This is a genomic window from Ancylobacter sp. TW_SC_1 (assembly GCF_056836805.1).
Window position 1 is genome coordinate 2,873,266 of sequence record NZ_CM166365.1, and the last position, 25,244, is coordinate 2,898,509.

The 25,244-nt window shown below is 68.2% G+C and carries 22 protein-coding genes; 13 read left to right on the plus strand and 9 right to left on the minus strand.

The genetic code is table 11. The annotated features are described in order from the left end of the window. Positions 1-20 precede the first annotated feature (20 nt). The 8 genes from AC1PZ7_RS13260 to AC1PZ7_RS13295 all read left to right on the plus strand — a co-directional run bounded on the left by AC1PZ7_RS13260 (position 21) and on the right by AC1PZ7_RS13295 (position 10,537). Positions 21-2,294: a sensor histidine kinase NtrY-like gene (locus AC1PZ7_RS13260; RefSeq protein ID WP_482355690.1), complete on the plus strand. Its 2,274-nt coding sequence runs from the start codon at positions 21-23 to the stop codon at positions 2,292-2,294. Positions 2,295-2,308: 14 nt separating this feature from the next. Further along, entirely contained in the window at positions 2,309-3,676 is a 1,368-nt protein-coding gene (gene ntrX / locus AC1PZ7_RS13265; protein WP_482355691.1) for a nitrogen assimilation response regulator NtrX, read from the plus strand. A gap of 147 nt (positions 3,677-3,823) precedes the next feature. Then, positions 3,824-5,200: a Trk system potassium transporter TrkA gene (gene trkA / locus AC1PZ7_RS13270; RefSeq protein ID WP_482355692.1), complete on the plus strand. Its 1,377-nt coding sequence runs from the start codon at positions 3,824-3,826 to the stop codon at positions 5,198-5,200. A gap of 13 nt (positions 5,201-5,213) precedes the next feature. Continuing rightward, positions 5,214-6,662 carry a TrkH family potassium uptake protein gene (locus AC1PZ7_RS13275; protein WP_482355693.1) on the plus strand — a complete coding sequence of 483 codons (1,449 nt, stop codon included), beginning with the start codon at positions 5,214-5,216 and terminating at the stop codon, positions 6,660-6,662. A gap of 20 nt (positions 6,663-6,682) precedes the next feature. Then, entirely contained in the window at positions 6,683-7,543 is an 861-nt protein-coding gene (locus tag AC1PZ7_RS13280) for a D-amino-acid transaminase (RefSeq protein ID WP_482355694.1), read from the plus strand. A gap of 209 nt (positions 7,544-7,752) precedes the next feature. After that, a complete protein-coding gene (gene hfq / locus AC1PZ7_RS13285) occupies positions 7,753-8,004 on the plus strand; it encodes an RNA chaperone Hfq (protein WP_013166585.1) in 252 nt (83 codons plus the stop codon). A gap of 83 nt (positions 8,005-8,087) precedes the next feature. Next, complete coding sequence (gene hflX / locus AC1PZ7_RS13290) at positions 8,088-9,395, plus strand: GTPase HflX (protein WP_482355695.1); 1,308 nt, start codon at positions 8,088-8,090, stop codon at positions 9,393-9,395. Between the two features lie 188 nt (positions 9,396-9,583). Further along, entirely contained in the window at positions 9,584-10,537 is a 954-nt protein-coding gene (locus AC1PZ7_RS13295) for a TylF/MycF family methyltransferase (RefSeq protein WP_482355696.1), read from the plus strand. A 52-nt stretch (positions 10,538-10,589) separates the two neighbouring features. Here AC1PZ7_RS13295 and mazG read toward each other — a convergent pair whose 3' ends face one another. The 9 genes from mazG to AC1PZ7_RS13340 all read right to left on the minus strand — a co-directional run bounded on the left by mazG (position 10,590) and on the right by AC1PZ7_RS13340 (position 19,866). Beyond that, entirely contained in the window at positions 10,590-11,411 is an 822-nt protein-coding gene (gene mazG, locus AC1PZ7_RS13300) for a nucleoside triphosphate pyrophosphohydrolase (protein ID WP_482355697.1), read from the minus strand. 96 nt (positions 11,412-11,507) lie between these two features. Next, complete coding sequence (locus AC1PZ7_RS13305) at positions 11,508-12,308, minus strand: MBL fold metallo-hydrolase (RefSeq protein WP_482355698.1); 801 nt, start codon at positions 12,306-12,308, stop codon at positions 11,508-11,510. Between the two features lie 16 nt (positions 12,309-12,324). Next, a complete protein-coding gene (locus AC1PZ7_RS13310; protein ID WP_482355699.1) occupies positions 12,325-13,098 on the minus strand; it encodes a TatD family hydrolase in 774 nt (257 codons plus the stop codon). A gap of 8 nt (positions 13,099-13,106) precedes the next feature. Then, positions 13,107-14,651, minus strand: a complete 1,545-nt coding sequence (metG, locus tag AC1PZ7_RS13315) for a methionine--tRNA ligase (protein ID WP_482355700.1) — start codon at positions 14,649-14,651, stop codon at positions 13,107-13,109. 35 nt (positions 14,652-14,686) lie between these two features. Further along, on the minus strand, positions 14,687-15,724 hold the full coding sequence (locus AC1PZ7_RS13320) for a DNA polymerase III subunit delta' (RefSeq protein ID WP_482355701.1): 1,038 nt from the start codon (positions 15,722-15,724) through the stop codon (positions 14,687-14,689). After that, positions 15,721-16,452 carry a dTMP kinase gene (tmk, locus tag AC1PZ7_RS13325; protein WP_482355702.1) on the minus strand — a complete coding sequence of 244 codons (732 nt, stop codon included), beginning with the start codon at positions 16,450-16,452 and terminating at the stop codon, positions 15,721-15,723. Before tmk ends, AC1PZ7_RS13320 begins: the two co-directional genes overlap by 4 nt. A gap of 2 nt (positions 16,453-16,454) precedes the next feature. Next, positions 16,455-17,696, minus strand: coding sequence for a D-alanyl-D-alanine carboxypeptidase family protein (locus AC1PZ7_RS13330; RefSeq protein ID WP_482355703.1), 1,242 nt, complete (start codon positions 17,694-17,696; stop codon positions 16,455-16,457). 116 nt (positions 17,697-17,812) lie between these two features. Further along, entirely contained in the window at positions 17,813-18,889 is a 1,077-nt protein-coding gene (locus AC1PZ7_RS13335) for a septal ring lytic transglycosylase RlpA family protein (protein ID WP_482355704.1), read from the minus strand. A gap of 281 nt (positions 18,890-19,170) precedes the next feature. Next, complete coding sequence (locus AC1PZ7_RS13340) at positions 19,171-19,866, minus strand: GntR family transcriptional regulator (RefSeq protein WP_482355705.1); 696 nt, start codon at positions 19,864-19,866, stop codon at positions 19,171-19,173. A gap of 135 nt (positions 19,867-20,001) precedes the next feature. Here AC1PZ7_RS13340 and AC1PZ7_RS13345 point away from each other — a divergent pair, with 135 nt between their 5' ends. From AC1PZ7_RS13345 to AC1PZ7_RS13365, 5 genes are read left to right on the plus strand one after another with little or no spacing between them, the layout of a single operon-like run. Continuing rightward, positions 20,002-20,604: an amino acid synthesis family protein gene (locus tag AC1PZ7_RS13345; RefSeq protein WP_482359643.1), complete on the plus strand. Its 603-nt coding sequence runs from the start codon at positions 20,002-20,004 to the stop codon at positions 20,602-20,604. After that, positions 20,597-22,354 (plus strand): alpha/beta fold hydrolase, encoded by a 1,758-nt coding sequence (locus AC1PZ7_RS13350; protein WP_482355706.1) that lies wholly within the window; start codon positions 20,597-20,599, stop codon positions 22,352-22,354. The genes AC1PZ7_RS13345 and AC1PZ7_RS13350 overlap by 8 nt, the downstream gene beginning before the upstream one ends. 24 nt (positions 22,355-22,378) lie before the next feature. Then, positions 22,379-23,416: an LLM class flavin-dependent oxidoreductase gene (locus AC1PZ7_RS13355; RefSeq protein ID WP_482355707.1), complete on the plus strand. Its 1,038-nt coding sequence runs from the start codon at positions 22,379-22,381 to the stop codon at positions 23,414-23,416. A 10-nt stretch (positions 23,417-23,426) separates the two neighbouring features. Then, positions 23,427-24,914 (plus strand): aldehyde dehydrogenase, encoded by a 1,488-nt coding sequence (locus tag AC1PZ7_RS13360; RefSeq protein WP_482355708.1) that lies wholly within the window; start codon positions 23,427-23,429, stop codon positions 24,912-24,914. An 11-nt stretch (positions 24,915-24,925) separates the two neighbouring features. After that, a complete protein-coding gene (locus tag AC1PZ7_RS13365; RefSeq protein ID WP_482355709.1) occupies positions 24,926-25,240 on the plus strand; it encodes an NIPSNAP family protein in 315 nt (104 codons plus the stop codon). Positions 25,241-25,244: the final 4 nt, after the last annotated feature.

Below are 25,244 nucleotides of genomic sequence, written 5' to 3' on the forward strand. Positions count from 1 at the left end.
GGCAGCCGGCATGGTGACGGATGACTGACGCTTCGACACGCGGAACGGACAGGGACGACGCGCTGGATCTCGGCGCGATGGGATTCCGTTTCTCGCTCTGGGGGCTGGCGCCGCTGGCGGTGCTGCTGGCGCTCCTCATGGCGCTGGCGAGCTTCATCATCCTGATCGGCATCACCCCGCTGGTGCCCTCGCAGGAAGTCGTCATCGTCGTCCTGTGCCTCAACGGCCTGATGTCGCTGGTGCTGATCAGCATCATCGGTCGCGAGGTGTGGCGCATCGTCAAGGCGCGCAAGCGGGGCAGGGCGGCGGCGCGGCTGCATGTGCGCATCGTCGGCCTGTTCGGCGTCGTCGCGGTGGTGCCGGCGCTCCTTGTGGCGGTGCTGGCCAGCATCACGCTCGACAAGGGCCTGGACCGCTGGTTCTCGGTGCGCACGCGCTCGATCGTCGACAATGCCGTCTCGGTCGCCCAGACCTATGTCCGCGAGCACGCCTATTCGATCCGCGGCGACATTCTCGGCATGGCGCGCGACCTCCAGCGCATCCGGCCGCTGTGGGACCAGGACCGCAGCCGCTTCCGGCAGGCGCTGACGGCGCAATCGGTGGTGCGTGGCCTGCCCGCGGCGATGATCATCGACAAGGATCTGCAGATCGTCGACCGCGCCACCATCCGCGTCGGGCGCGAATTCGTCGTGCCGGCCAACCTCGCGCTGAAGGACGCGACCGAGGAGCAGCCGCTGATCTACCTGCCCAACGACGCCGATTATGTCGGCGCGGTCATCCCGCTCAAGGATTTCGGCGACCTGTATCTTTACGTCGCCCGCTCGGTCGACCCGCGGGTCATCGAGTATCTCAAGGAGACGCAGGCGGCGGTCGTCGACTACCGCAATCTGGAGCAGCAGCGGGTCGGCGTGCAGGTGGCCTTCGCGGTGCTCTACGCCGTGATCTCGCTGACCGTGCTGCTCTGCGCCGTGTGGCTCGGCATCCATTTCGCCAACCGGCTGGTCGCGCCGATCCGCCGCCTCATCGGCGCCGCCGATCTGGTCGCCGCCGGCAATCTCTATGTCGAGGTGCCGGTGCGCCGGGCCGAGGGCGATCTGTCGAGCCTGGCCGAGACGTTCAACAAGATGACGCAAGAGCTGCGCACGCAGCGCGACGACCTAGTGCAGGCGCGCGACCAGATAGATACCCGCCGCCGCTTCACCGAGGCGGTTCTGTCGGGCGTCGGCGCCGGCGTCATAGGCCTCGATTCGCTGGGTCGCATCTCCATCATCAACCGGCCGGCCGAGAGGCTGCTCGGCGTCGCCGAGGCCGAAGTGCTGGGCAGCGAGCTCGGCGCCATCATCCCGGAAGTCTCCTCGCTGCTGGCGCAGGCGATGGAGGCCGGCGAGCGCAGCGTGCAGGGCAACACCACGCTGACCCGCAACGGTCGCGACCGGGTGATCGCGGTGCGCGTCACCACGGAGCAGTCGCGCGAGGCCGAGCATGGCTGGGTGGTGACGCTCGACGACATCACCGAGCTGGTGGTCGCCCAGCGCACCTCCGCCTGGGCCGACGTCGCCCGGCGCATCGCGCATGAGATCAAGAATCCGCTGACCCCGATCCAGCTCTCGGCGGAGAGGCTGCGACGGCGCTACGGCAAGGTGATCGAGGCGGATCGCGAGGTCTTCGACCAGTGCACCGAGACGATCATCCGCCAGGTCGGCGACATCGGCCGCATGGTGGACGAGTTCTCCTCCTTCGCGCGCATGCCGAAACCTGTCGCCGAGGCGCAGGATGTCGGCGAGACGGCCCGGCAGGTGGTGTTCCTGATGCGCGTCGGCAATCCCGACGTCGCCATCGATTTCGACGTGCCCGAGCGCCCCGTGATCGCGCGCTTCGACCGCCGCCTCATCTCGCAGGCGCTGACCAACATCATCAAGAACGCCACCGAGGCGCTCGCGGCGGTTCCACCCGAGGAACGTACCGAGCCGCCGCGCATCCAGGTCGCACTGCACGCCGACGAGCGGATGGTGACGATCGACGTTATCGACAATGGCAAGGGCCTGCCGACCGAGAACCGGGCGCGGCTGCTGGAGCCCTATGTGACAACGCGCGAGAAGGGCACGGGTCTCGGTCTCGCGATCGTGGGGAAGATCATGGAAGAGCATGGCGGCGGCATCGAACTGGACGACGCGCCCGGTGGACGTGGTGCGTGGATCCGCATGCGTTTCGCACGGGACGGCGGACCCACCGCCCACAATGACGGTAACGGCAATGGCAATGGCGTCGACGCCTCTGCCCGGCTGGTCGGCTGAAGGAGGACGGACCCATGGCGACTGACATTCTGATCGTCGACGACGAGGCCGACATCCGCGGGCTGGTGGCGGGCATATTGGAAGACGAGGGCTATGGCGCCCGCACCGCCAAGGACAGCGACGAGGCCCTTGCGGCGGTCGAGGCGCGCCGCCCGCATCTCGTGTTCCTCGACATCTGGCTGGAGCGCTCCAAGCTCGACGGGCTGCAACTGCTGGAGCTCATCAAGAAGAACCACCCGGAAGTGCCGGTGGTGATGATCTCGGGCCATGGCACCATCGAGACGGCGGTCGCCGCCATCAAGCAGGGCGCCTATGACTTCATCGAGAAGCCGTTCAACTCCGACCGGCTGATCCTCGTCGCCGAGCGCGCGCTGGAGACGCTGCGGCTCAAGCGCGAGGTGCGCGACCTCAAGCAGCGTACCGCGGGGGCGCAGCTGCTTGTCGGCCATTCCTCGGTGATGAACCAGCTCCGGCAGGGCATCGAACGCGTCGCGCCGACCAACAGCCGGATCATGATCGTCGGCCCCTCAGGCTCCGGCAAGGAATTGACGGCGCGCATGATCCATGCGGCCTCGGGACGGGCCAACGGCCCCTTCGTCGTAATCAACGCCGCCGCCATCACGCCGGAGCGGATGGAGGTCGAGCTGTTCGGCGTCGAGGCCAGCGAAGGGCAGGGGCGCCAGGTCGGCGCTCTTGAGGAGGCGCATGGCGGCACGCTGTTCATCGACGAGATCGCCGATATGCCGCGCGAGACGCAGAACCGCATTCTGCGCGTGCTGGTCGATCAGAACTTCCTGCGGGTCGGCGGCGCGACGCGGGTGTCGGTGGACGTGCGCATCATCTCCTCCACCGCGCGCAATCTCGAAAAGGAGATCGCGGAAGGCCGTTTTCGCGAGGACCTCTATCACCGGCTCGGCGTGGTGCCGATCCGCGTGCCGCCGCTCGCCGAGCGGCGCGACGACGTGCCGGAGCTTGTCGAGTTCTTCCTCGACCAGATCTCGCAGGCAACCGGACTGCCGCGCCGGCGCGTCGCCGATGACGCCCTCGCGGTGCTGCAGTCGCATGACTGGCCGGGCAATGTCCGCCAGCTGCGCAACAACATCGAGCGGCTGCTGATCCTCGCCACCGGCGACACGGAGGTGCCGGTGACAGCCGACATGCTGCCGCCCGATGTCGGCTCGCTGGTGCCGAGCCTGCCGAGCGGCAGTGGCGGAGAGCATCTCATGGGCCTGCCGCTGCGCGACGCGCGCGAGGTGTTCGAGCGCGAATATCTCGTCGCCCAGATCAGCCGTTTCGGCGGCAACATCTCGCGCACCGCCGAGTTCGTCGGCATGGAGCGCTCGGCGCTGCACCGCAAGCTCAAGGCGCTCGGCATCGGCTGAGCGCCGGAAGCCTCATGAAGATGTGCGGACCCGGCCCGGCCAGTCTCCGGAGAGCCGCGAACCTGCTATAGAGTGACTCGGTCAGAGGTAAGCCGGGGGTGTCGCTAGCGAAGCGCCCGGCGCCGGTCGGGTTCGAACGGGGTCTTCATGAAGGTCGTCATTTGCGGCGCGGGGCAGGTGGGGTTCGGCATCGCCGAGCGGCTCGCCGCCGAGCAGAACGACGTCTCCATCATCGACACGTCGCCGCGTCTTATCCAGGCCGTGACGGACACGCTCGACGTCCGCGGCTTCGTCGGCCACGGCTCGCATCCCGACGTGCTGGCCCGCGCGGGGCTGGAGGCGGCGGACATGCTGATCGCCGTCACGCTGCACGACGAAGTCAACATGATCGCCTGCCAGGTCGGCCACGCGCTGTTCGACGTGCCGACGAAGATCGCCCGCGTGCGCGCGCAGAGCTACCTGCAGGGGCATTGGCGCGACCTGTTCTCACGCGACCACCTGCCGATCGACGTGGTCATCTCGCCGGAGCTCGAAGTCGGCGAGATGGTGCTGCGGCGCCTCTCCCTGCCGGGCGCGGTCGACACGGTCAGCTTCAACGACAGCAATGTCGTGGTGGTCGGCGTGCGCTGCCAGGAGGACTGCCCGGTCCTCGACACGCCGCTGCGCCAGCTCACCGACCTGTTTCCCGATCTGCGCGCCGTCGTCGTCGCGGTGAACCGCAACGGCAAGACCTTCGTGCCGCGCTCGACGGATTCGCTGCTCGCCGGCGACCTCGTCTATTTCGTCGCCCAGAGCGACCAGGTGAGCCGCACGCTTTCCATCTTCGGCCATGACGAGCCGCCGGCGCAGCGCATCGTCATTGGCGGTGGCGGCAATATCGGGCTCTACGTCGCGCGCGAGCTGGAGCAGCGCAATCCGAAGGCGCGGGTCAAGATCATAGAGGAGAACCTCCAGCGGGCGGAAGCCATCGCGCAGGAATTGTCGCGCACCGTGGTGCTGCGCGGCAGCGCGCTGGACCGCACGATCCTGGAGGAGGCGGCCGTCGGCGACGCGGACACGGTGATCGCCGTCACCAATGACGACCGGGTCAACATCCTGTCCTGCCTTTTGTCGCGCGAGCTTGGCGCGCGGCGCATGCTGTCGCTGCTGAACGATCCGGCCTATCCCGCCTTCGCGCGCGGGCTCGGCATCGACGCCTATGTGAACCCGCGCCAGATCACCGTTTCCAAGATCCTGCAATATGTCCGCAAGGGCCGCATCCGCGGGGTCCACTCGCTGCTGAACGGCGCGGGCGAGGTGATCGAGGCCGAGGCGCTGGAGACCTCGCCGCTGGTCGGCAAGCCGTTGAAGCAGCTCGACCTCTTCGACGGCATGCGGATCGGTGCGGTGATCCGTGCCGGTCGCGTGCTGTTGCCGCGCGGCGATACCGTCATCCAGGCGCGTGACCGGGTGGTGATGTTCGCGCTCGCCGACAAGGTGAAGCGGGTCGAGCAGCTCTTCCGGGTGAGCCTGGAATTCTTTTGAGAGGCCGGGCCAGATGATCGCGGTCGCCCGCCACAGCGCGCTCACTGCCGGGGTGATGGCGGGCTTCCTGCTGATCGCGGCGCTGGTCTCGCTGTTCCGCAACGAACCCGGTGCCGACATCTTCCTGATGACGGCGCTGCTCACCGTGTTCGGGGCCGGAGCCGTTTATCTCGCGGTGCGCAATCGTGGCGGACGGCTCGACCGGCTCGCGTCCTACAGCCTGCTCATCGTGCTGTGGATCGGCGTGCCGGTGGTTGCCGCCGTGCCGATCGCCGCGACCACGTCGCTCGGCCCGATGGACGCGTGGCTGGAGGCCGTATCGGCCTTCACCACCACCGGCGCCGTGCAGATCCATGACATCGACGACGTGCCGCGCGCGACGCTGGGCTGGCTGCTGACGCTGCAATGGGCCGGCGGCCTGCTGACGCTGCTCGGCTTCGTCGCCGTGCTGGGGCCTGCGGGCATCGGCGGTCTGCCGGACCGGAGCGTGCGCTCGACCCTGCTCGGCGTCACCGAGCAGTCCTCGCTCGACGACGCGCTGCGGCTGGTGCTGCCCGTCTATCTGGGCGCGACCATCCTGTGCACGTTCCTGCTCTTCCTCTTCGGCGTGAGGATGTTCGACGCGCTCGGGCTCGCCGGATCGGCGCTTTCCACGGGCGGCCTGCTGCCAGATGTCGACGGTGTCGCCGCCTACGGCCATTTCGCGGTGAAGCTGGTGCTGATGCTCTTCATGCTGGTGGGCGGGACGAGCGTCCTGTGGCACCGCATGCTGCTGTCGTGGCGCTTCCGGCTCGCATTCGGACAGTACGAGAACATCGCCCTGTTCGTGCTGTGCCTGGCGGTCGGCATCATCGCCGGGGCCGCCGGCTTCCGCATGCCCAATGGCGCATTGTCGCTGCCGATCGCGCTGGAGGACGGCATGTTCACCGCCGTCTCGCTGATCACGACGACCGGCATCGAGCCGCATGGCGGCGCCTTCGCCAGCCTGCCGCTGACGCTCGTCGTCGCCATCGTCTTCGTGGGTGGGGCCAGCTTCTCCACCGCAGGCGGCATCAAGATCTACCGTGCAGGTATTATGTTGCTTCAGAGCCATCTGGAGCTCGAGCGGCTGGTTCAGCCGAACGCCGTGCATCCGCGCCGTCTCGGCCAGCAGAACGTGACGCTGCAGATGATGAAGGCGATCTGGATCATGTTCGGCGTCGCCTGCACGGTGATCGCGGCGCTCTCGGTAGCCATCGCACCGGCGATGCCGAGCTTCGAGGCTGCCTTTGTCTCGATCCTTACGGCGCTGAGCAATGTCGGTCCGGTCTATACCGCCGGCTGGCAGCCGGATGTCGGCTGGCCGGAGTGGGGGACGCTGCCCGCCTATGCGCAGATTATACTGGCAATAGCCATGATTCTCGGCCGACTGGAGATTCTCGTCGTGCTGGGTCTGGCCAATTTCGCGCTATGGCGGCGGTAGGCCGCCGGAACGGATCGCAGATGTCGCGCATCGCCTATGTAAACGGACTTTACGTGCCGCACGCGGATGCGGCGGTACATGTCGAGGATCGCGGCTACCAGTTCGCCGACGGCGTCTATGAGGTGTGCGAGGTGCGCGGCGGCCGGATGGTCGACGAGCGCCGGCATATGGAGCGGCTGGTGCGTTCACTCGGCGAGATCCATATACGCCTGCCGATGCCGCTCGCCGCGCTGGGCGTGGTGCTGCGCGAGACGATCCGGCGCAACCGCGTGCGCACCGGCTTCGTCTACCTGCAGGTGACGCGCGGCGTCGCACGGCGCGACCACTATTTCCCCGATCCCTCGACGCCGCCTTCGCTCGTCGTGACGGCGCGTTCCGTCGATCCCGCCAAGGGCGAGGCGCAGGCGTTGCAGGGCATGGCGGTCATCACCGTGCCCGACAATCGCTGGGAGCGGGTCGACATCAAGACCATCGGCCTGCTGCCCAATGTGCTGGCCAAGGAGGCGGCACGGCAGGCCGGCGCGCGCGAGGCATGGTTCGTCGATGCCGCCGGCCATGTCACCGAGGGCGGCTCGACCAATGCGTGGATCGTGACCGGGGAGGGCAGGCTGGTCACCCGTCCGGCCGAGAGCGGCATCCTGCGCGGCATCACCCGAACGGTGATGATGGAGGTGGCCGAAAAGCTGCAGCTGCGCGTCGAGGAGCGGCCCTTCACCGTCGCCGAAGCACTGGCCGCGCGCGAGGCCTTCGTGACATCCGCGACCAATTTCGCCACGCCCGTGGTGCGAATCGATGGTCAGGTGATTGGCGACGGCCGGCCGGGGCCGGTGGCCCGGGCGCTGCGCGAGAACTTCCACAAAGTGGCCGAGATCGCCCGCTGACAGCGAGGATTGTGCCGTTCCCAAGCCATTCTCACCGATGAATGGCCTTGCCAAGCGCAGGCAACTTGGCGAAAGCATCTTGCGCGATAGGCATGGTGTGCCATGTTTGCGATGCACGTCTTCATAAATGTCCGCTCCCGGACGGGGCGCACTGGTGAAGGCGACCGCGCCGACCTACGAGCAACAACAAACAAACGGATCAAAAAATCATGGCCGCGGAACGTTCCCAGAACCTCCAGGACACCTTTCTCAATCACGTCCGCAAGAACAAGACGCCGCTCACCATCTTCCTGGTCAACGGCGTGAAGCTCCAGGGCGTCGTCACCTGGTTCGACAATTTCTGTGTGCTGCTGCGTCGCGACGGTCATTCGCAGCTGGTCTACAAGCACGCCATTTCGACCATCATGCCCGGCCATCCGGTTCAGCTGTTCGAGCCGGACGAGACCGGCGAGAAGGGCTGAAATTGGAGCTGAAAGCTTCCCGGCGGCCGGCGGCCGGCCGCGGTGCCGGTCTGCCCACGGAAAACGAGACGTCCGGCGATGCGATGCGGGTCGTGGTCGTCGTGCCGCATCTCACGCGCCGCGGGGCAGGGGAGGACGACCCTCGCCGCTCCCCGGAGGCCCGGCTGGAGGAAGCGGTCGGACTCGCCCTCGCCATTGATCTGAAGGTTGCCGCCAGCCTGCTGGTCGGCCTTTCCCAGGTGCGTCCGGCGACCTATCTCGGCACCGGCAAGGTCGACGAGATCGCCGGCATCGTGACGGCGGAGGAGGCGGGGCTTGTCTTCGTCGACGCGCCGCTCAGCCCGGTGCAGCAGCGCAACCTCGAAAAGGCCTGGTCGGCGAAGGTCATCGACCGGACCGCGCTGATCCTTGAGATCTTCGGCCAGCGCGCCCGCACCAAGGAGGGCGTGCTGCAGGTTGAACTCGCCCACCTCAACTATCAGCGCAGCCGGCTCGTGCGGTCCTGGACCCATCTGGAGCGCCAGCGCGGCGGCTTCGGCTTTCTCGGCGGTCCCGGCGAGACGCAGATCGAGGCCGACCGGCGGCTCATCGGCGAGCGGATCATCAAGATCGAGCGCGAGCTCGAACAGGTGAAGCGCACCCGTGCATTGCATCGGGCGAGCCGCAAGAAGGTGCCCTATCCGGTCGTCGCGCTGGTCGGCTACACCAATGCCGGCAAGTCGACGCTGTTCAATCGGCTGACCCGTGCCGACGTGATGGCGCAGGACCTGCTCTTCGCCACGCTCGACCCGACGCTGCGCTCGGTTCAGCTGCCGACCGGCGAGCATGTGATCCTATCCGATACGGTGGGGTTCATCTCCGATCTTCCGACCCAGCTCGTCGCGGCCTTCCGGGCGACGCTGGAGGAGGTCATCGAGGCCGACCTGATCCTGCATGTGCGCGACATGTCGCATGAGGATGCCGACGCGCAGGCGCACGACGTGAAGGCCGTGCTCGCCGATCTCGACATCGATCCGGAGGACGACCACCGCGTCATCGAAGTCTGGAACAAGATCGACCGGCTCGACGAGGAGGGCAGGGCGCGCCTGATCAACGCCGTCTCCCGGCGCGAGGGCGATGCGCGCCCGATTCCGGTGTCGGCGCTCAACGGCGACGGCATGGACGTGCTGCTTTCGTCGATCTCGCGGCGCCTGTCGCGCGAGCGTGTGAGCCTGCGGGTCAATCTCGACGCCACCGACGGCAGCGGCCTGAGCTGGCTCTACCGGCACAGCGAGGTGCTGGAACGCCGCGAGGATGTCGACGGGCGCCTGCACCTGGTGGTGCGGGTGCTGCCGGATCGCGCCGAGCATATCGAGCGCCGCTTCGGCGCGCGGCGGTTGCCTTCCGCCTGATGCCCGCCCGCTGCCCGGGTGTAGTATGATACAGTTCAGCGTATCGGGCGCCGGGGGGGATCATGTCACGATTGCGGGCCTACCTATCATGGGGGCGAAGTACCATCAGGGAAGCCACAGCGCCAAGACCGCCACACCAGCGGCGTCTGGCTGACCTTTCGGCAGAGCTTGCCCTGCGCCTGGAAGAAATGGAGGCGCTGCGACAGCGGACGGCGCTTCTCCGGGACGAGTTCGCGACGTTGCGCACGGCGGCCGAGGAACTGCCCGTCGCCCGCAACAACAAGCAGGCACTCGCCGTGGGCAGGCAGTCCTTGCTCGACTACCGCGTTCAGGCGGCCTTATCCGGAGATGTGGACGAAGGTGACACCGGCGATTCCGGGCGCGTGCGCGGGCTTTATCTCGACCTGCTGGAAGCCGCGCTCACCGGTTGCCTCACAGAAGATCCGGCACAGAGCCGCTCCGCCGAGGTTGGCTACGACAGCAAGCTGCGTATGATCGGATGGGACTGGCCGAAGACCGCACAAACCATGATCGGCGTCGTTCGGATGCGCAATCTGCGCCATCTGCTGGAGCGCGCGATCGCCGACGGCGTTCCCGGCGACGTGATCGAGACCGGGGTCTGGCGCGGTGGTGCCTGCATCTACATGCGCGGCATTTTCGCGGCACACGGCATCGGCGACCGGACGGTCTGGGTGGCGGATTCCTTCCGCGGCCTGCCTCCGCCTGACGAAGCCGCGTTTCCTCAGGATCGTGGCGATACCCACCACACCCGCGCGGAGCTGGCGATTCCCCTTGAGGAGGTTCGGCGCAATTTCGAGCGCTACGGTCTCCTGGATTCGCAGGTCCGCTTCCTGGAGGGGTGGTTCAAGGACACGCTACCCACGGCTCCGGTCGAGCGGCTCGCGATCCTGCGGCTGGATGGCGACATGTACGAGTCCACCATCGAGGCGCTGGACGCGCTTTACCACAAGGTGTCGCCGGGCGGGTTCGTGATCATCGACGACTACATCCTCCAGCGCTGCCGGCAGGCGGTGCATGATTTTCGTGCGCGCCACAACATAACGGCGGAGCTCGAAGCGGTGGACGGGGTTTCTGTATTCTGGCGGGTGCCGCCTGCGGGCGACGGCGCGGCTCCCGCCTGAGGGGCGGGGACTCTGCGTTGGGGGCGGCTTGCCGCCGAGAGCAGGGGGGCGATTACTCGCGCTTCGCGGCCTGCCAGAGCGCTTCCATCTCGTCGAGGCTCGCCTCGCCCGGCGAGTGCCCCGCCTCCGCCAGTCGATCCTCGATATAGGCGAAGCGCCGGACGAACTTCTGGTTCGTGCCGCGTAGCGCCGCCTCGGGATCAACGTCGAGATGGCGGGCCAGATTGGCGAGCGCGAACAGGAGATCGCCGACTTCGCCGGCGGCAGCCTCGCGGTCGCCCGCGACGATCTCGGCCTCGACCTCGTCGATCTCCTCGCGGATCTTGTCGAGCACCGGCCGCACGCTCGGCCAGTCGAAGCCGACCTTGGCCGCCTTGTTCTGAAGCTTGACGGCGCGGGTGAGGGCGGGGGCGCCACTCGGCACGCCGTCCAGCGCGCGGCCCTGCTCCGGTTCCGGCGGCAGGCCGCGCCGCATCCGACGCTCGACCCGCTCGGCCTTCTCCTGCGCCTTGATGGCATCCCAGGCGGCATTTACCGCCGCGACGTCACGACCGCGCGCGTCGCCGAACACATGCGGGTGGCGGCGGATCATCTTTCGCGTGATCGCCTCGACGACGTCGCCGAAATCGAAGGCGCCGCGCTCCTGCGCCATGCGGGCGTGAAACGCGACCTGAAGCAGCAGGTCGCCGAGTTCGTCGCACAGATCGTCGAGGTCGTCGCGCGCGATGGCGTCCGCCACCTCGTAGGCTTCCTCGATGGTGTAGGGCGCGATGGAGGCGAAGTCCTGTTCGAGGTCCCACGGGCAGCCGGTCACCGGCGTGCGCAGCGCGGCCATGATGTCGAGCAGGCGATCGATGTCGCGGGAAGGCTTCATTCTCGCATCCCTAAGAGTCGCAGAAGACATATTATGGAAAACATCGAGATAATCAGGCCGTGAGGCGATGATTTAGAAACGCCGCACATCCCATTGTCAGAGCGTGAATTTAAGGCCGTCAAAGGCGGCCGTGACACCGTCGGGCAATTCGCGCATCAGCGTGCCGTAATCGAGATCGGTGTGCAGGTTGGTCAGCACCGCGCGGCGCGGCTTCAGGCGCTCGATCCAAGCCAGCGCCTCGCTCAGCGAGAAATGCGTCGGATGCGGCGTGATGCGCAGCGCGTCGACGATCCAGACGTCGAGGCCTTCGAGATAAGGCAGGCTCTCGTCCGGCAGATCGTGCAGGTCGCTGGAGTAAGCCAGCCCGCCGATGCGGAAGCCGTGCGAGATGATGTTGCCGTGATACTGCCGGAACGCCTGCGCCTCGATCGGTCCGGCCGGCCCCTGGACGCGGATCGTGTCGCCGGCGTGATAGCGATGCTCGGCCAGGATCGGCGGATAGTCGCTGCCCGGCGGCGTCTCGAAGCAGTAGCCAAAGCGCTGGTGCAGCAGCGCCGAGGTGTCCGGGTCGACATACACGTCGATGCGTCGGCGGTGCATGATGGTCAGTGGGCGCAGATCGTCGATGCCGTGCGTGTGGTCGGCATGTTCATGAGTGAACAGCACGCCGTCGAGACGGTCGACCTCCGCACCGATGAGCTGCTCGCGCAGGTCCGGCGAGGTGTCGATCAGCACCCGGGTCGGCTGCTCGATCCCCGGCTCGAAACGCTCAACCAGCATGGAGCAGCGACGGCGCCGGTTGCGCGGCTCCTTCGGGTCGCAGGCGCCCCATCCCTGCCCGACCCGCGGCACCCCGCCGGAGGAACCGCAGCCGAGAATGGTGAAGGTGAGCGCCATGGCGGAATTGGATGCCTCAGGATGCCCGGGAGAACAGGCGGAAGAAATTTTCGGTGGTCAGCGCTGCGATGTCCTCGAACGGGACGCCACGCGCCTCGGCGAGTATACGGGCGGTTTCCACCACATAGGAAGGCTCGTTGCGTTTTCCGCGCCGGCTGTTGGGCGCGAGGTAGGGCGCGTCGGTCTCCACCAGCACGCGGTCGGCCGGCAGGCTCGCGGCAATCTCGCGCAGCGGCGCACCCGACTTGAAGGTGAGGATGCCCGAGAACGACACATAGCCGCCCAGCGCCACGGCGCGGCGGGCCAGCTCCGGGCCGGCGGTGAAGCAATGGAGCACGAAGCCGAAGGCGCCCTTCCCGCTTTCCTCTTCGAGGATCGCGGCGACGTCCTCGTCGGCGTCGCGGGCGTGGATGACCAGTGGCAGGCCGGTGCGCCGGGCCGCCTCGATATGCAGGCGGAAACCGGCCGCCTGCGCCGCGCGCGGGGCGGTGTCGTAATGGTAGTCGAGCCCCGCCTCGCCAATGGCGACGACCTTGGGGTGGTCGGCCTCGGCCAGCAATTCGTCGAGCGTGACGTCGGCTTCCTCGCCGGCATTGTGCGGGTGGGTGCCGACCGAGCAGAACACGTCATCGAAGCGTTCGGCGATCGCCCTCACCTCACCCGACCGGCGCACCCGGGTGCCAATCGTGACCATGCGGCCGACGCCCGCCGCTCGTGCCCGCGCGACCACGTCGTCGAGCTCCGCGGCAAAATCCGGGAAGTCGAGATGGCAGTGGCTATCGACGATCATGGAGCGGCCTACGCCTCCGGCTCGACATAGCGCGGGAACACCCCGACCGGCGCCGGGAGCGCCGTTCCGCCCATCAGCCGGCCAGCGTCGCCAAGGCTGGCGAAGCTGCGGGCCTCAGCCGGAATGTTAAGCAGGTCCAGCAGCTTGCCGGCGCTTGTTGGGATGAAGGGTTGCGCCAGAAGCGCCACCTGGCGGACCACTTCCGCCGTCGTCCACAGCACCGTGCCGAAGCGCTCCGGATCGGTCTTGCGCAGTTCCCACGGCGCGGCGCCGGCGAAATAGCGGTTGGCGTCGGCCACCACCGACCAGATGGCGGCGAGCGCCTGATGGATCTGCTGAACGTCCATCGCCTCGCGCACCTTGGCGCCCATGGCGTCGGCGCTCGCGAGGATCGCCGCGTCGTCCTCGGCGAGCGGGCCGGGCGCGGGCAGCGTGCCGCCGAGATTCTTGGCGATCATCGACAGCGAGCGCTGGGCCAGATTGCCGAGGTCGTTGGCGAGGTCGGCATTGGTGCGGGCGACGATGGCCTCATGGCTGTAGGAGCCGTCCTGGCCGAACGGAATCTCGCGCAGCAGGAAATAGCGCAGCGCGTCGACGCCATAGGCATTGGCGAGGTCGAACGGGTCGATGACGTTGCCGACCGACTTCGACATCTTCTCCCCGCGATTGTGGATGAAGCCGTGGGCGAAGACGGTCTTGGGCGGCTCGACGCCGGCCGACATCAGGAAGGCGGGCCAGTACACGGCGTGGAAACGGATGATGTCCTTGCCGATGATGTGCAGGTCCGCCGGCCAGTAGCGCCTGAAGCTCTCGCTCGCCGTGTCGGGATAGCCGACGCCGGTGATGTAGTTGGTGAGCGCGTCGACCCACACATACATCACGTGGTCCGGATCGCCCGGCACCGGGATGCCCCAGGAGAAGGTGGTGCGGCTGATCGAGAGGTCCTGCAGGCCGCCCCTCACGAAGCTCGTCACCTCGTTGCGCCGCACGTCCGGGCGGATGAAGTCGGGATGGGCGTCGTAATAGTCGAGCAGCTTCTGCTGATAGGCTGAGAGGCGGAAGAAGTAGCTCTTCTCCTCGGTCCACTCGACCGGCGTGCCCTGCGGGCCGAGGCGCACGCCGTCAGCGTTCACCGTGGTTTCATCCTCGGCGTAATAGGCCTCGTCGCGCACCGAATACCAGCCGGAATAGGCGCCGGGATAGATGTCGCCGGCCTCGACCATGCGCTGCCAGATCGCCTGTGTGGAGACGATGTGGTCCTCGTCGGTGGTGCGGACGAAGCGGTCGTAGTCGACGCCGAGCAGCGCATCCATCTCCTTGAAGCGGGTGGCGTTCCTGGTCGCCCATTCGAGCGGCGTCAGGCCCTGCTTCTCCGCCGTCTGCGCCATCTTCAGCCCGTGCTCGTCGGTGCCGGTCAGGAAGAAGACGTCGTAGCCGTCGAGCTTCTTGAAGCGGGCGAGCGCGTCCGAGGCGATCTTCTCGTAGGCGTGGCCGATATGCGGCGCGCCATTGGGATAGTCGATCGCCGTGGTGATGTAGAAGGCGGGTTTCAAGATCGTTTCCTGCGGCACGCCCGGCTCCCGTGCGGTCAGGGGCGCAGGGCCTCGTTGAGCGACGCGAAAATCCGGAAGACGAGGGTTTTGCGGTCGAGATTGTAGACGTCGGCGTCGACCGCGGCGCGGCGAACCTTCTCCCACACCTCCGGCAGGCGTGCAAGGCGCACGCAGGCCGTCTGGCGCCGTCCCGTGGCGTGGTCGCTGATCCATTCCTCGACGGTGCCGACGAAGCTCTCCAGTGCCCCTCCCCGGTCGCCCTGAAGCCGCTCGCCAAGGGCGTGCAGCGCTTTCGGATCGACCCTCGGTAGCGTGTCGAGCAGGACCGTCGTGGCATTGCGGACCGCCAGCCCGTCGCCGGCCATCAGGGACAGGGCCTCGCGCACGCTGCCGCCCGCTGCCTCCGCTGCCTCGGCGAAGCGGCTGCGATCGAGGTCCGGCATCGTCTCGGCCAGCGACTCCAGCGCGGTGACCACCTGATCGTCGGCCAGCCGGCGCAGCGCCACCATGCGGCAGCGCGAGCGGATGGTCGGCAGAAGCCGGCCCGGCGCGTGGCTCACCAGCAGGAAGAGCGAGCGGGCCGGCGGCTCCTCGAGTGTCTTCAGCAGGGCGTTGGCGCCCTGCGCGTTCATCTCGTCCAGCGTGTCGACGATGCAGACCCGCCAGCCGCCGAGTGCCGCTGTCGAGCCGAAGAAGCTGCGCACCCGGCGCACCGTCTCGGCCGGAATGGTCGCCGGCAGCTTGCCGCTGTCATTGGGCGTGCGCCTCAGCACCAGAAGGTCCGGATGCGACAGTGCCGCGACCTGCCGCGACGCGGGATTGTCGGGCGCGACGGCGAGCGAATGGGCGGGCGCGGCCCCGCCGGACAGTACGAAACGGGCGATCGCGTAGGCCAGCGTCGCCTTGCCGATTCCTTCCGCCCCGCCGAGCAGCAGCGCGTGCGGCAGCCGGCCGGCGTCCCAGGCGGTGCGGACCATCGCCTGTGCCTCGTCATGGCCGATCAGGCGCGAGGTCTCGCGCGGCGAGGGTGCGGTGCCGAAGCGGTCGGCTTCCAGCTGGGCGGTCTCCTTCACTGGCGGGCTCCCCGGCGCGGGACCTTGGGCTGGAGGCGCGTCGACACGGCGTTCCAGACGGCCTCGGCGACCGTGTCCGGGTCGGCGCTGGCGTCGATCAGCACGCAGCGCCCGGGCTCGCGCGCGGCGAGATCGCGGAAGGCGTCGCGCAGGCCACGATGGAAGTTGAGGTCTTCGCTTTCAAAACGGTCGGCATCGCGGCCCGAGCGGGTGGCGGCGCGGGTCAGGCCTTCCTCCGCCGGAATGTCGAGGATGATCGTCAGGTCCGGCTTCGTCTCGCCCACCGTCACCACTTCGAGCGCCGCGATGAGGCGCAGATCGACATTGCCGACGGCGCCCTGATAGACGCGCGTCGAATCGGCGAAGCGGTCGCATATGACCCAGGCGCCGCGCGCCAGCGACGGCCGGATCATGGCGTCGAGGTGATCGGCGCGGGCGGCGGCGAAGAGCGCGGCCTCGGCGAGCGGCCCCAGCGGCTTGGCGGCGCCGGAGAGGATCAGGTGGCGGACGATCTCCGCGCCGGTCGAGCCGCCCGGCTCGCGTGTCGCCACGGCGTCGATCCCCATGGCGGCGAGGCGCTGCTGCAGCCGCCGCACCTGCGTGGACTTGCCGGCACCCTCCCCGCCTTCGAAGGTTATGAAATGGCCCGGACGGGCGGAACGGCGGCGTGGCAGGCCGACGGGCTTCAGATCCGCGGATTTCGCGCCTCGGGGCTTGCGGGCCGCCATGCTCAGCCCGTCAGCTTGGCGTAGCCCTGGCGCAGCAGGCTCACGACCAGTTCATAGGCACCGTCCATCGCGCGCCGCCACAGCGGGCCTTCCGGCACCGGTTCGGCGGCGATCAGCGGCACGTCGAGGGCGAGCTGTTCGCCGCGATAGACCATCAGCCGGGCCAGCGTCGCGCCCTTCTCGACCGGCGCGGGAATGGGCCCCTCGTAGCGGATGCGGGCGACGAGCTTCTCGTCGCCGTTGCGCGGCACCAGCACGCGGATCGTCTCGTTGCTGGTCAGCAGCGCGCCGCCACGCGCACCGCCGTAGAGCGTCGCTTCGCCGACGATCTGCCCGGATTCGAAAAGGAGCCGCGACTCGAAGGAACGGAAGCCCCATTCGAGCAGCTTGCGGGCGTCTTCCGCCCGCTCCTTCTCGCTTTTCGAGCCCATGATGACGACGATGAGGCGCTGGCCGTTCTGCACCGCCGAGCCGACGAGGTTGAAGCCGGCATCCTTCTGGTAGCCGGTCATGAAGCCATCGGCCCCCAGGCTCATGCCGAGCAGCGGGTTGCGGTTGCTCTGCCGGATCTTGTTCCAGAGGAAGTCCGGCTCGCTGTAGATTTTGTAGAGTTCGGGGTAGTCGCGGATGATGTGCGCGGCGATCTTCGCCATGTCGCGCGGCGTCGTCTTCTGGTCGGGATCGGCCAGGCCGCTGGAATTGACGAAGACCGAGCCGGTCAGCCCGAGGCGCTTGGCCTCCTCGTTCATCTTGACCGTGAACGCCAGCTCATTGCCGGAAATGCCCTCGGCCAGCACGATGGCCCCGTCATTGCCGGAGGGGATGATGGCGCCGCGAAGCAGGTCGCTCACCTTGATGGAGCTGTTCACCGCGGCGAACATGGTGGAGCCGCCCGAAGGTGCGCCACCGCGTCGCCAGGCATACTCGCTCACCTTGAATTCGGTGTCGGGCGAAAGGCGGCCCGAGGAGACTTCCTCGAACACCACCGCCATGGTCATCAGCTTGGCGATGCTGGCGGGGGCATTGGCCGTGTCGGCGGCGCGCTCGAAGAGCACCGATCCGCTGTCGAAATCGAGAAGCAGGGCCTGCGGCGACGCGATATCCGGCTGCGACTGTGCCCGCGCGGGGAAGATGCCGGCCATCAGGCCGATCGCGGCGAGCAGAGTTCCGCACGCGAGTCGCGCGCCGACAGAGCGGCCGGCCATCGTCTTCGGGCGCGGGACAACGAGGTGCATCAAGCTCACAACAACCCTCCCCTGCCTTCAAGGCAGAGTTAGCAGCCGGTGACGGCCATCGCAATGCAACCCGCACCGCGCTTTGCCAGAAGGCATGGAAGGATGTTCGGAAGCCCGCGGGGCGGTCAGTAGAGGCCGCGGCCGGAATCGATGGTCGTGTCGGTCGTAGCGTCGGCGTAGCCCATTGCGGGCTGCGGTCCCACGACCCAGCCGCTCGGCATGCCGTTCGAGGCGGAAGCCGGAGGCGGCGCCTTGGGCGCGCGGACCGGCGGCTGCAAGCTGGCCACCTGCACCGCGCGGGTCGGCGCCGTGCCGCTGGGCGCGCGGTTGGCGGCGACCTGCGGCGCCGGACGCGGCGCGCTCGCCACGGCAGCCGGACGAGGCTTGCTGGCAACGCGGACCGGCGCGACCGGTGCGGGATCGAAGACCGGCTCGGACGCGTCGGCCACCTGCTCGTCGCCGGGTTCGCCGAGGTCGAACGGACGGCTCGGCGGCAGCGGCACGGCGGCGGCCATGCCGCGCAGCGGGCCGGCGGACGCGACCATGACGGTGGGCATCTCGGCCGGCCTGCCGTTCTGGCGCAGCGTCGCGGCGAGCTGGATGTCGTCCGACCCCTCGAGCGGAGCGCGGCCGACATATTCGACCCGCACGCGGGCGGTGCCGTGACGCTTGAAGCCGAGCAGATCGGCCGCACGCTGGGAGACATCGACCACGCGGTTGCCGTGATAGGGCCCGCGATCGTTCACGCGGACCACCATGGACCGGCCATTCTGCAGGTTGGTGACGCGGATATAGGAAGGCATCGGCAGCGTCGGATGCGCCGCGGCGATGGAGTGCATGTCGAACACTTCGCCGTTGGCCGTCAGGCGGCCATGAAAATCGTCGCCATACCAGGAGGCGAGGCCTTCGGTGCGATAGTTCTTCGGCTCGGTCGGCACATAGGTCTTGCCGGCGACCACATAAGGCTTGCCGACGCGGTAGGTGCCGCCGCCCTTCGGTACGGGCTGGCCCATCGCGACGACGCGCGGGCTGGCGGACACGCCGTATTTCGGATCAATCTTGCTCGTCAGCTTGGAGCCGCCAGTGCAATTGGCGACCAGAAGGCCGATGCTGCAGAGCGCCACGAGCCGGCCGATCCGGACGGCGGTGGTGTCCGTCGCAATGTGGCCGGCAGCACGAGCAAGAACTGGAATCGTTGCCATTCACCCCGACCGCATCCGGGCACCCGGTCCGCGGCAACGTCGATACGTCGCCAGGATCGAGCCCCATTTCACCAAGATCGTCGGAAAGATACCGGCGATCCCACTCCGTGTCTCTCAAGAGGCTGTCCGAGTGAGGCGAAAATGCGGCACATCGCGCGGCATGGTGAACGAAGTGTAAGTGACGATGGGGAAAAGGGTATTCGAGCCCGACCGATACGTCCTCGCCGCGCGGCGGCCGCGAAACCGCCGTGAGCGTGGCTCGATCTGCTTGCTGGAGTTGATCAGATGTCGCCGAGAATGGCATCGGCGAGGCGGGCTACGGTGGCGACATGCGCACGGCTCGCCTCAAGGGCCGCCTCCCCGTCCCTGCGACGAATCGCGTCGTGCAGCGCGCGCATCTCGCCGATCGCGGCCGCGTGGCGTCCATCGGCGGCGATGGTCATGCCGCGCAGGTGATTGATGCGGGCATTCAATGAGCGCACCACGTCCCAGGCGACGAGCTTGCCGGCGGCAATGAACAGCTTCTCGTAGAATTCGGTCGTCGCCTTCAGCACCAGTCGCGGGGTGCCCTCGCGAAACGCAGTGTCGATCCTGTCGATGGCGTGACCGAGTTCGGTGATCGACGCCTCATCGGCATGCAGGGCGCAGGCGCGTGCCGCCTCGCCCTCGAGCAGGCCGCGGATCTCGTAGATCTGCGCCGCCTGGGCCGGATCGGGCTTCGCCACCGCCGGGCCCTGGTGTGGAATGGTCTCGACCAATCCTTCGGCTTCGAGATGGCGCAGCACTTCGCGCACGACACTGCGGCTCACGCCCAGCCGCTCGCACAGCGTGCGCTCGACAAGCCGCTCGCCGGGCCGGAAGCGGAAATCGAGGATCGCATCCCGCATCTTTTCGAGTGTCAGGCTGCGCAGCGTCGCGACGTTGCGCTCCACCTTCATCTCCGCCGCCGCGTCGTTCGAATCCGTCATCGCGACCATCGTCGTCTCCATCCCCGCTTCTTGTCGCCTGTGCCGCGCGGCATGGCAATTGACTCGATTGTCCGATGGTATACCATCATACGAGACAGAATGACCACTGCGCCGAACAAGGCGCCGCCAAGCCGGAAACGCATGATGCCCTTGCAGCTCAGGAAGCTCGTCACCTTCTCCGAAACCACGCTGATCGAGGGCGGGCGCACCGCGCCGACTCCGCTGCGGCTGCATGCCGCCGCCGCGGTGCTGACCAATCCGTGGGCCGGGCGCGGCTTCGTCGAGAACCTCAAGCCGGAAATCCACGACATCGCGCCGCAGCTCGGCGCGCTGCTGACGGAGGAGATCCTCAGGCTGGCCGGCTCGGGCGAGGCGGTGGAAGGCTATGGCAAGGCCGCCATCGTCGGCACTTCGGGCGAGGTGGAACACGCCTCGGCGCTCATCCACACGCTGCGCTTCGGCAACCACTACCGCAAGGCGGTCGGCGCCAAGAGCTATCTCGCCTTCACCAATACGCGCGGCGGCCCGAACACTCCCGTGGTGATTCCGCTGATGGACAAGCTCGACGAAGGGCGCCGCTCGCACTACCTCACCATCCAGTTTTCCATCCTCGACGCGCCCGCGCCGGACGAGATCGTGGTGGCGCTCGGCGCGTCCATCGGCGGACGGCCGCATCACCGCATCGGCGACCGCTACCAGGACCTCAAGGACCTCGGCGACACGCAGGAGCTCGGCGCCCATGTCTGAGGCGCGCGTCGTCGGCTATAGCGGCCGCGACGGGCGGCCGGCCCGCATCCGGTACCGGCGGGACGGGGTTGCCGGGAGCATCCCCGTCGTGCTGGTGCATGGCGTCGGCATGGCGCTGGATGCGTGGGAGCCGCAGATCGAGGCGCTTCGCGCCCGCTACGACGTGATCGCCCTCGACATGCCCGGCCATGGCGGTTCCAGCCTGCCGCCGGCCGACGCGCGGCTCGCCGACTACAGCGACCATGTGGTCGCCCTGCTCGATGCGCTGGCGCTGCCGGCGGCGGTCGTCATCGGCCACTCTATGGGTGCGCTGGTGGCGCTGGATGTGGCCTTGTCGCATCCTGCGCGGGTGCTCGGCGTTGCCGCGCTCAACGCCGTGTTCTGCCGCACGCCCGCGCAGCGCGCCGCCGTGCTCGCCCGCGCCGCGTCGCTTGCCGAGGAAGGCAGCGCCGCGTCGCACGAGGCGGCGGTGCGGCGCTGGTTCGGCGAGCCGGTGCCACCGGACCTCGAGGCGACGGCGCAGCGCGTGGCGGATCTGCTCACCACCTGCGATCCCGTCGGGTATGCGCGCACCTACGCGCTGTTCGCCTCTTCCGACGAGGCCCATCGCGACAGGCTGCGTGATCTTACGGTCCCTGCCCTTTTCATGACTGCGGATGGCGACGCGAATTCCACCCAGGCGATGTCCGAGGCGATGGCGCGGCTCGTCCCTCAGGGGCGCTGCGAGGTGCTGGCCGGCGAACGCCACATGATGAACCTGACGGCGCCGGAGGCCGTGAACCAGCGCCTCCTCGCCTTCCTGCAGCAGGTCGCTCCCGCCGCCTTCGATGCGAAGGCGTTCCGCCAGGCGCTGGGCGCCTTCGTCACCGGCGTGACGGTCGTCACCACGCGTGACGGTGCGGGCACGATGCGCGGTTTCACCGCCAACTCGTTCTCCTCGGTGTCGCTGGACCCGCCGCTCATCCTCGTCTGCATCGCCAGGACGGCGTCGAGCTTCCCCGTGTTCAGCGCCGCCGGGAACTTCGCGGTGTCGGTTCTGGCCGCCGGGCAGAAGGACGTCTCGGCGCTCTTCGCCTCCAAATCCGCCGACAAATTCGCTGACAGCCGCTGGCACATCGGTCCGGCGGGCAGCCCTGTCATCGAGGACGCGGCGGCGTGGTTCGACTGCCGCCGGCATGATGTCGTCGAGGCGGGCGACCATGTGATCCTGATCGGCGAGGTCGCCGGCTTCGGTGCCACCGCTGCCCCACCGCTCGGCTATTGCCGGGGCGCCTATGTCGATTTCGCGCTGGGTCAGCAGGCGCTGGCGCGACGCGACGAGCCCGCCCGCGTCGGCGCCATACTGGAGCGCGACGGCGCGGTGCTGCTGATCGAGGACGGCAAGGGCGGCGTCGATCTTCCTGCCGGTACCCGCTTGGAGCCGGCCGGCAATCCGCGCAGCCTCAGAGGCGCGCTGGCACGGCTCGGCGTCGAGGGCCGGCTCGGCTTCCTGTTCGCGGTGTTCGAGACGCCGGGCGACGGCGAAGGGACGGTCTCGATCTACTATCGCGGCACGTTCGACGGTACGCCGCGCATGGAAAGCGGGGCCCGTCTGGTGCCGTTCGACGCCATTCCGTGGACGCGCCTGCCGGACGAGCCCACGCGGAGCATGCTCCAGCGTTTCGTGCGCGAGCGCTGCGAAGACGCATTCGGCATCTATGTGGGCGATTCCGAGCGCGGCACCGTCCATCCGCTCGCCGCCCACGCCTGAGACAGAACCGGGGATCCGACGGCCATGAAATTCTCTCTCTTCGTCCACATGGAACGTTCCGATCCGTCGATCCCGCATCGCCGGCTGTTCGACGAGCTGGAGGAACTGGCGCTGACCGCCGAGGCCACCGGCTTCGAGACGGTTTGGATCGGCGAGCACCATGCGATGGAGTTCACCATCGCACCGAACCCCTTCATCCAGCTCGCGCATCTGGCCGCCCGCACCTCCACGGTGCGCCTCGGTACCGGCAATGTGGTCGCCCCGTTCTGGAACCCGATCCGCCTCGCCGGGGAAGCGGCGATGATGGACGTCGCCTGCGAGGGGCGGCTCGATCTCGGCATCGCGCGCGGCGCCTACAGCTTCGAGTATGAGCGCATGCTCCCCGGCCTCGACGCCATGGGCGCGGGCCTGCGCATGCGCGAGATGGTGCCGGCGCTCCGCAAGCTGTGGCAGGGCGACTACGCCCATGAAGGCCAGTTCTGGTCCTTCCCCACCACCACCGCATCGCCCAAGCCCGTGCAGCCCGGCGGCCCGCCGGTCTGGATCGCGGCGCGCGATCCCAACAGTCACGACTTCGCGGTGGCGAACGGCTGCAACGTGCAGGTCACTCCCCTCGCCTCCGGCGATGGCGAGGTGGCCAGCCTGATGGAGCGCTTCGACACGGCGGTCGGCAGCCATCCGGAAGTGCCGCGCCCGAAGATCATGCTGCTGCAGCATACGTTCGTCGCCGATTCCGAGGCCGAGACGCAGGCACTCGCCGACGATCTCTCCGCCTTCTACTGCCTGTTCGGTGCCTGGTTCGCCAACAAGCGGCCGATCCGGCAGGCGATCATGGCCCCGCTCTCCGCCGAGGAGCGCGCGGCATTCCCGCAATACGCCCCCGAACTGGTGCGCCGGAATCTCGTCATCGGCCAGCCCGACGAGGTGATCGCCCGGCTCAAGGGCTACGAGGCGCTCGGCTTCGACCAGTTCTCCATCTGGATCGACAGCGGTCTCAGTCACGCCCGCAAGAAGAAGTCGCTCGACCTCTTCATCCGCCACGTCATGCCGGCTTTCGTGTGAGGGGACGAAGATGAGCGCACAGGATCTTCGCGACGACTTCCGCCTCTATATCGATGGCGCGTTCGTCGGGGGCGGCGCGAGCTTCGAGAGCCTCGATCCGGCAACCGGGACGGCCTGGGCGCTCATGCCGGCGGCCACGGCCGCCGACGTCGACCGCGCGGTGCGCGCCGCCCATCGCGCCTTCGACGACCCCGCCTGGGCCGACCTCACCGCCACCCAGCGCGGCAAGCTGCTGATGAAGCTCGGCGACCTCGTTGCCGCCCATGCCCCGGAACTGGCCGAGCTGGAGACCCGCGACACCGGCAAGATCATCCGCGAGACCCGTGCGCAGATCGGCTATGTCGCCGACTATTACCGCTATTTCGGCGGCCTCGCCGACAAGGTCGAGGGCGCCCACCTCCCCGTCGACAAGCCCGACATGGAGGCCTATCTGCGCCGCGAGCCGATCGGCGTCGTCGCCGCCATCGTGCCGTGGAATTCGCAGCTCTTCCTCTCGGCGGTGAAGCTCGGCCCGGCGCTCGCCGCCGGCTGCACCGTGGTGCTCAAGGCGTCGGAAGAAGGTCCCGCGCCGCTGCTCGCCTTTGCGCGTCTTGTCCATGAGGCCGGTTTCCCCAAGGGCGTGGTCAACATCCTCACCGGCTTCGGCGAGGAATGCGGGCGCACGCTGACCGCCCATCCGCTGGTCTCGCGCGTCGCCTTCACCGGCGGGCCGTCGACGGCGCGGCATGTGGTGCGCAACACGGCCGAGAACCTCGCCTACACGACGCTGGAACTGGGTGGAAAATCGCCGGTTCTGGTCTTCGAGGACGCCAATCTGGAGAGTGCCGCCAACGCGGTCGTCGCCGGCATCTTCGCCGCCTCCGGCCAGAGCTGCGTCGCCGGCTCGCGGCTTTTCGTCCAGGAATCGGTGCGCGAGAAGCTGCTTGCCATGCTCGTCGAGAAGGCGAGCTGCATCCGCATCGGCGACCCGCGGGACCCGGCGACGGAGATGGGCCCGCTCGCCACGGCGCGCCAGCTCGCCCATATCGAGGCGACGGTGGCGGCGAGCCTCGACGCCGGCGCCGTCCTCGTCTCCGGTGGCCGGCGGCCGGCGGGCTTCGCGGCCGGCAATTATTACGAGCCGACCATCCTCGCCTGCGCGGGCAACGAGGTGCCTTGCGCGGCGGAGGAACTGTTCGGGCCGGTGCTCAGCGTCATCGCCTTCGACGACGAGACGGACGCCATCGCCAAGGCCAATGACAGCCCCTTCGGGCTGGCCGCGGGCGTCTTCACCTCCAGCCTCACCCGCGCGCACCGGCTCATCCGCCGCCTGCGCGCCGGCATCGTCTGGGTGAACACCTACCGCGCCGTCTCGCCCATCGTGCCGTTCGGCGGCTACGGCCAGTCCGGCCTCGGCCGCGAGGGCGGCGCGGAATCCATCCGCGATTACACCCGCACCAAGTCGGTCTGGATCCGCACCTCGGACGAGCCGATCGCCGATCCCTTCGTGATGCGCTGAGGAGGCCCGCCATGCTTTACGAAATGCGTACCTACCGGCTCAGGACGGGCACCGTGCCGGCCTATGTGAAGCTGGTCGCCGAGGAGGGCATCGCCATCCAGAAGGGCCATCTGGGCCAGCTAGTCGGCTACTTCACCAGCGACATCGGCCCGCTGAACGAGATCGTCCACATCTGGGCCTATGCGAGCCTCGACGACCGTGCCGCCCGCCGCGCGGCGCTGGCCGCCGATCCGGTCTGGCAGAGTTTCCTGCCCAAAATCCAGGCGCTGATCGAGGTGATGGAGAACAAGATTCTCCTGCCGACCTCGTTCTCGCCGCTGAGCTGACCCG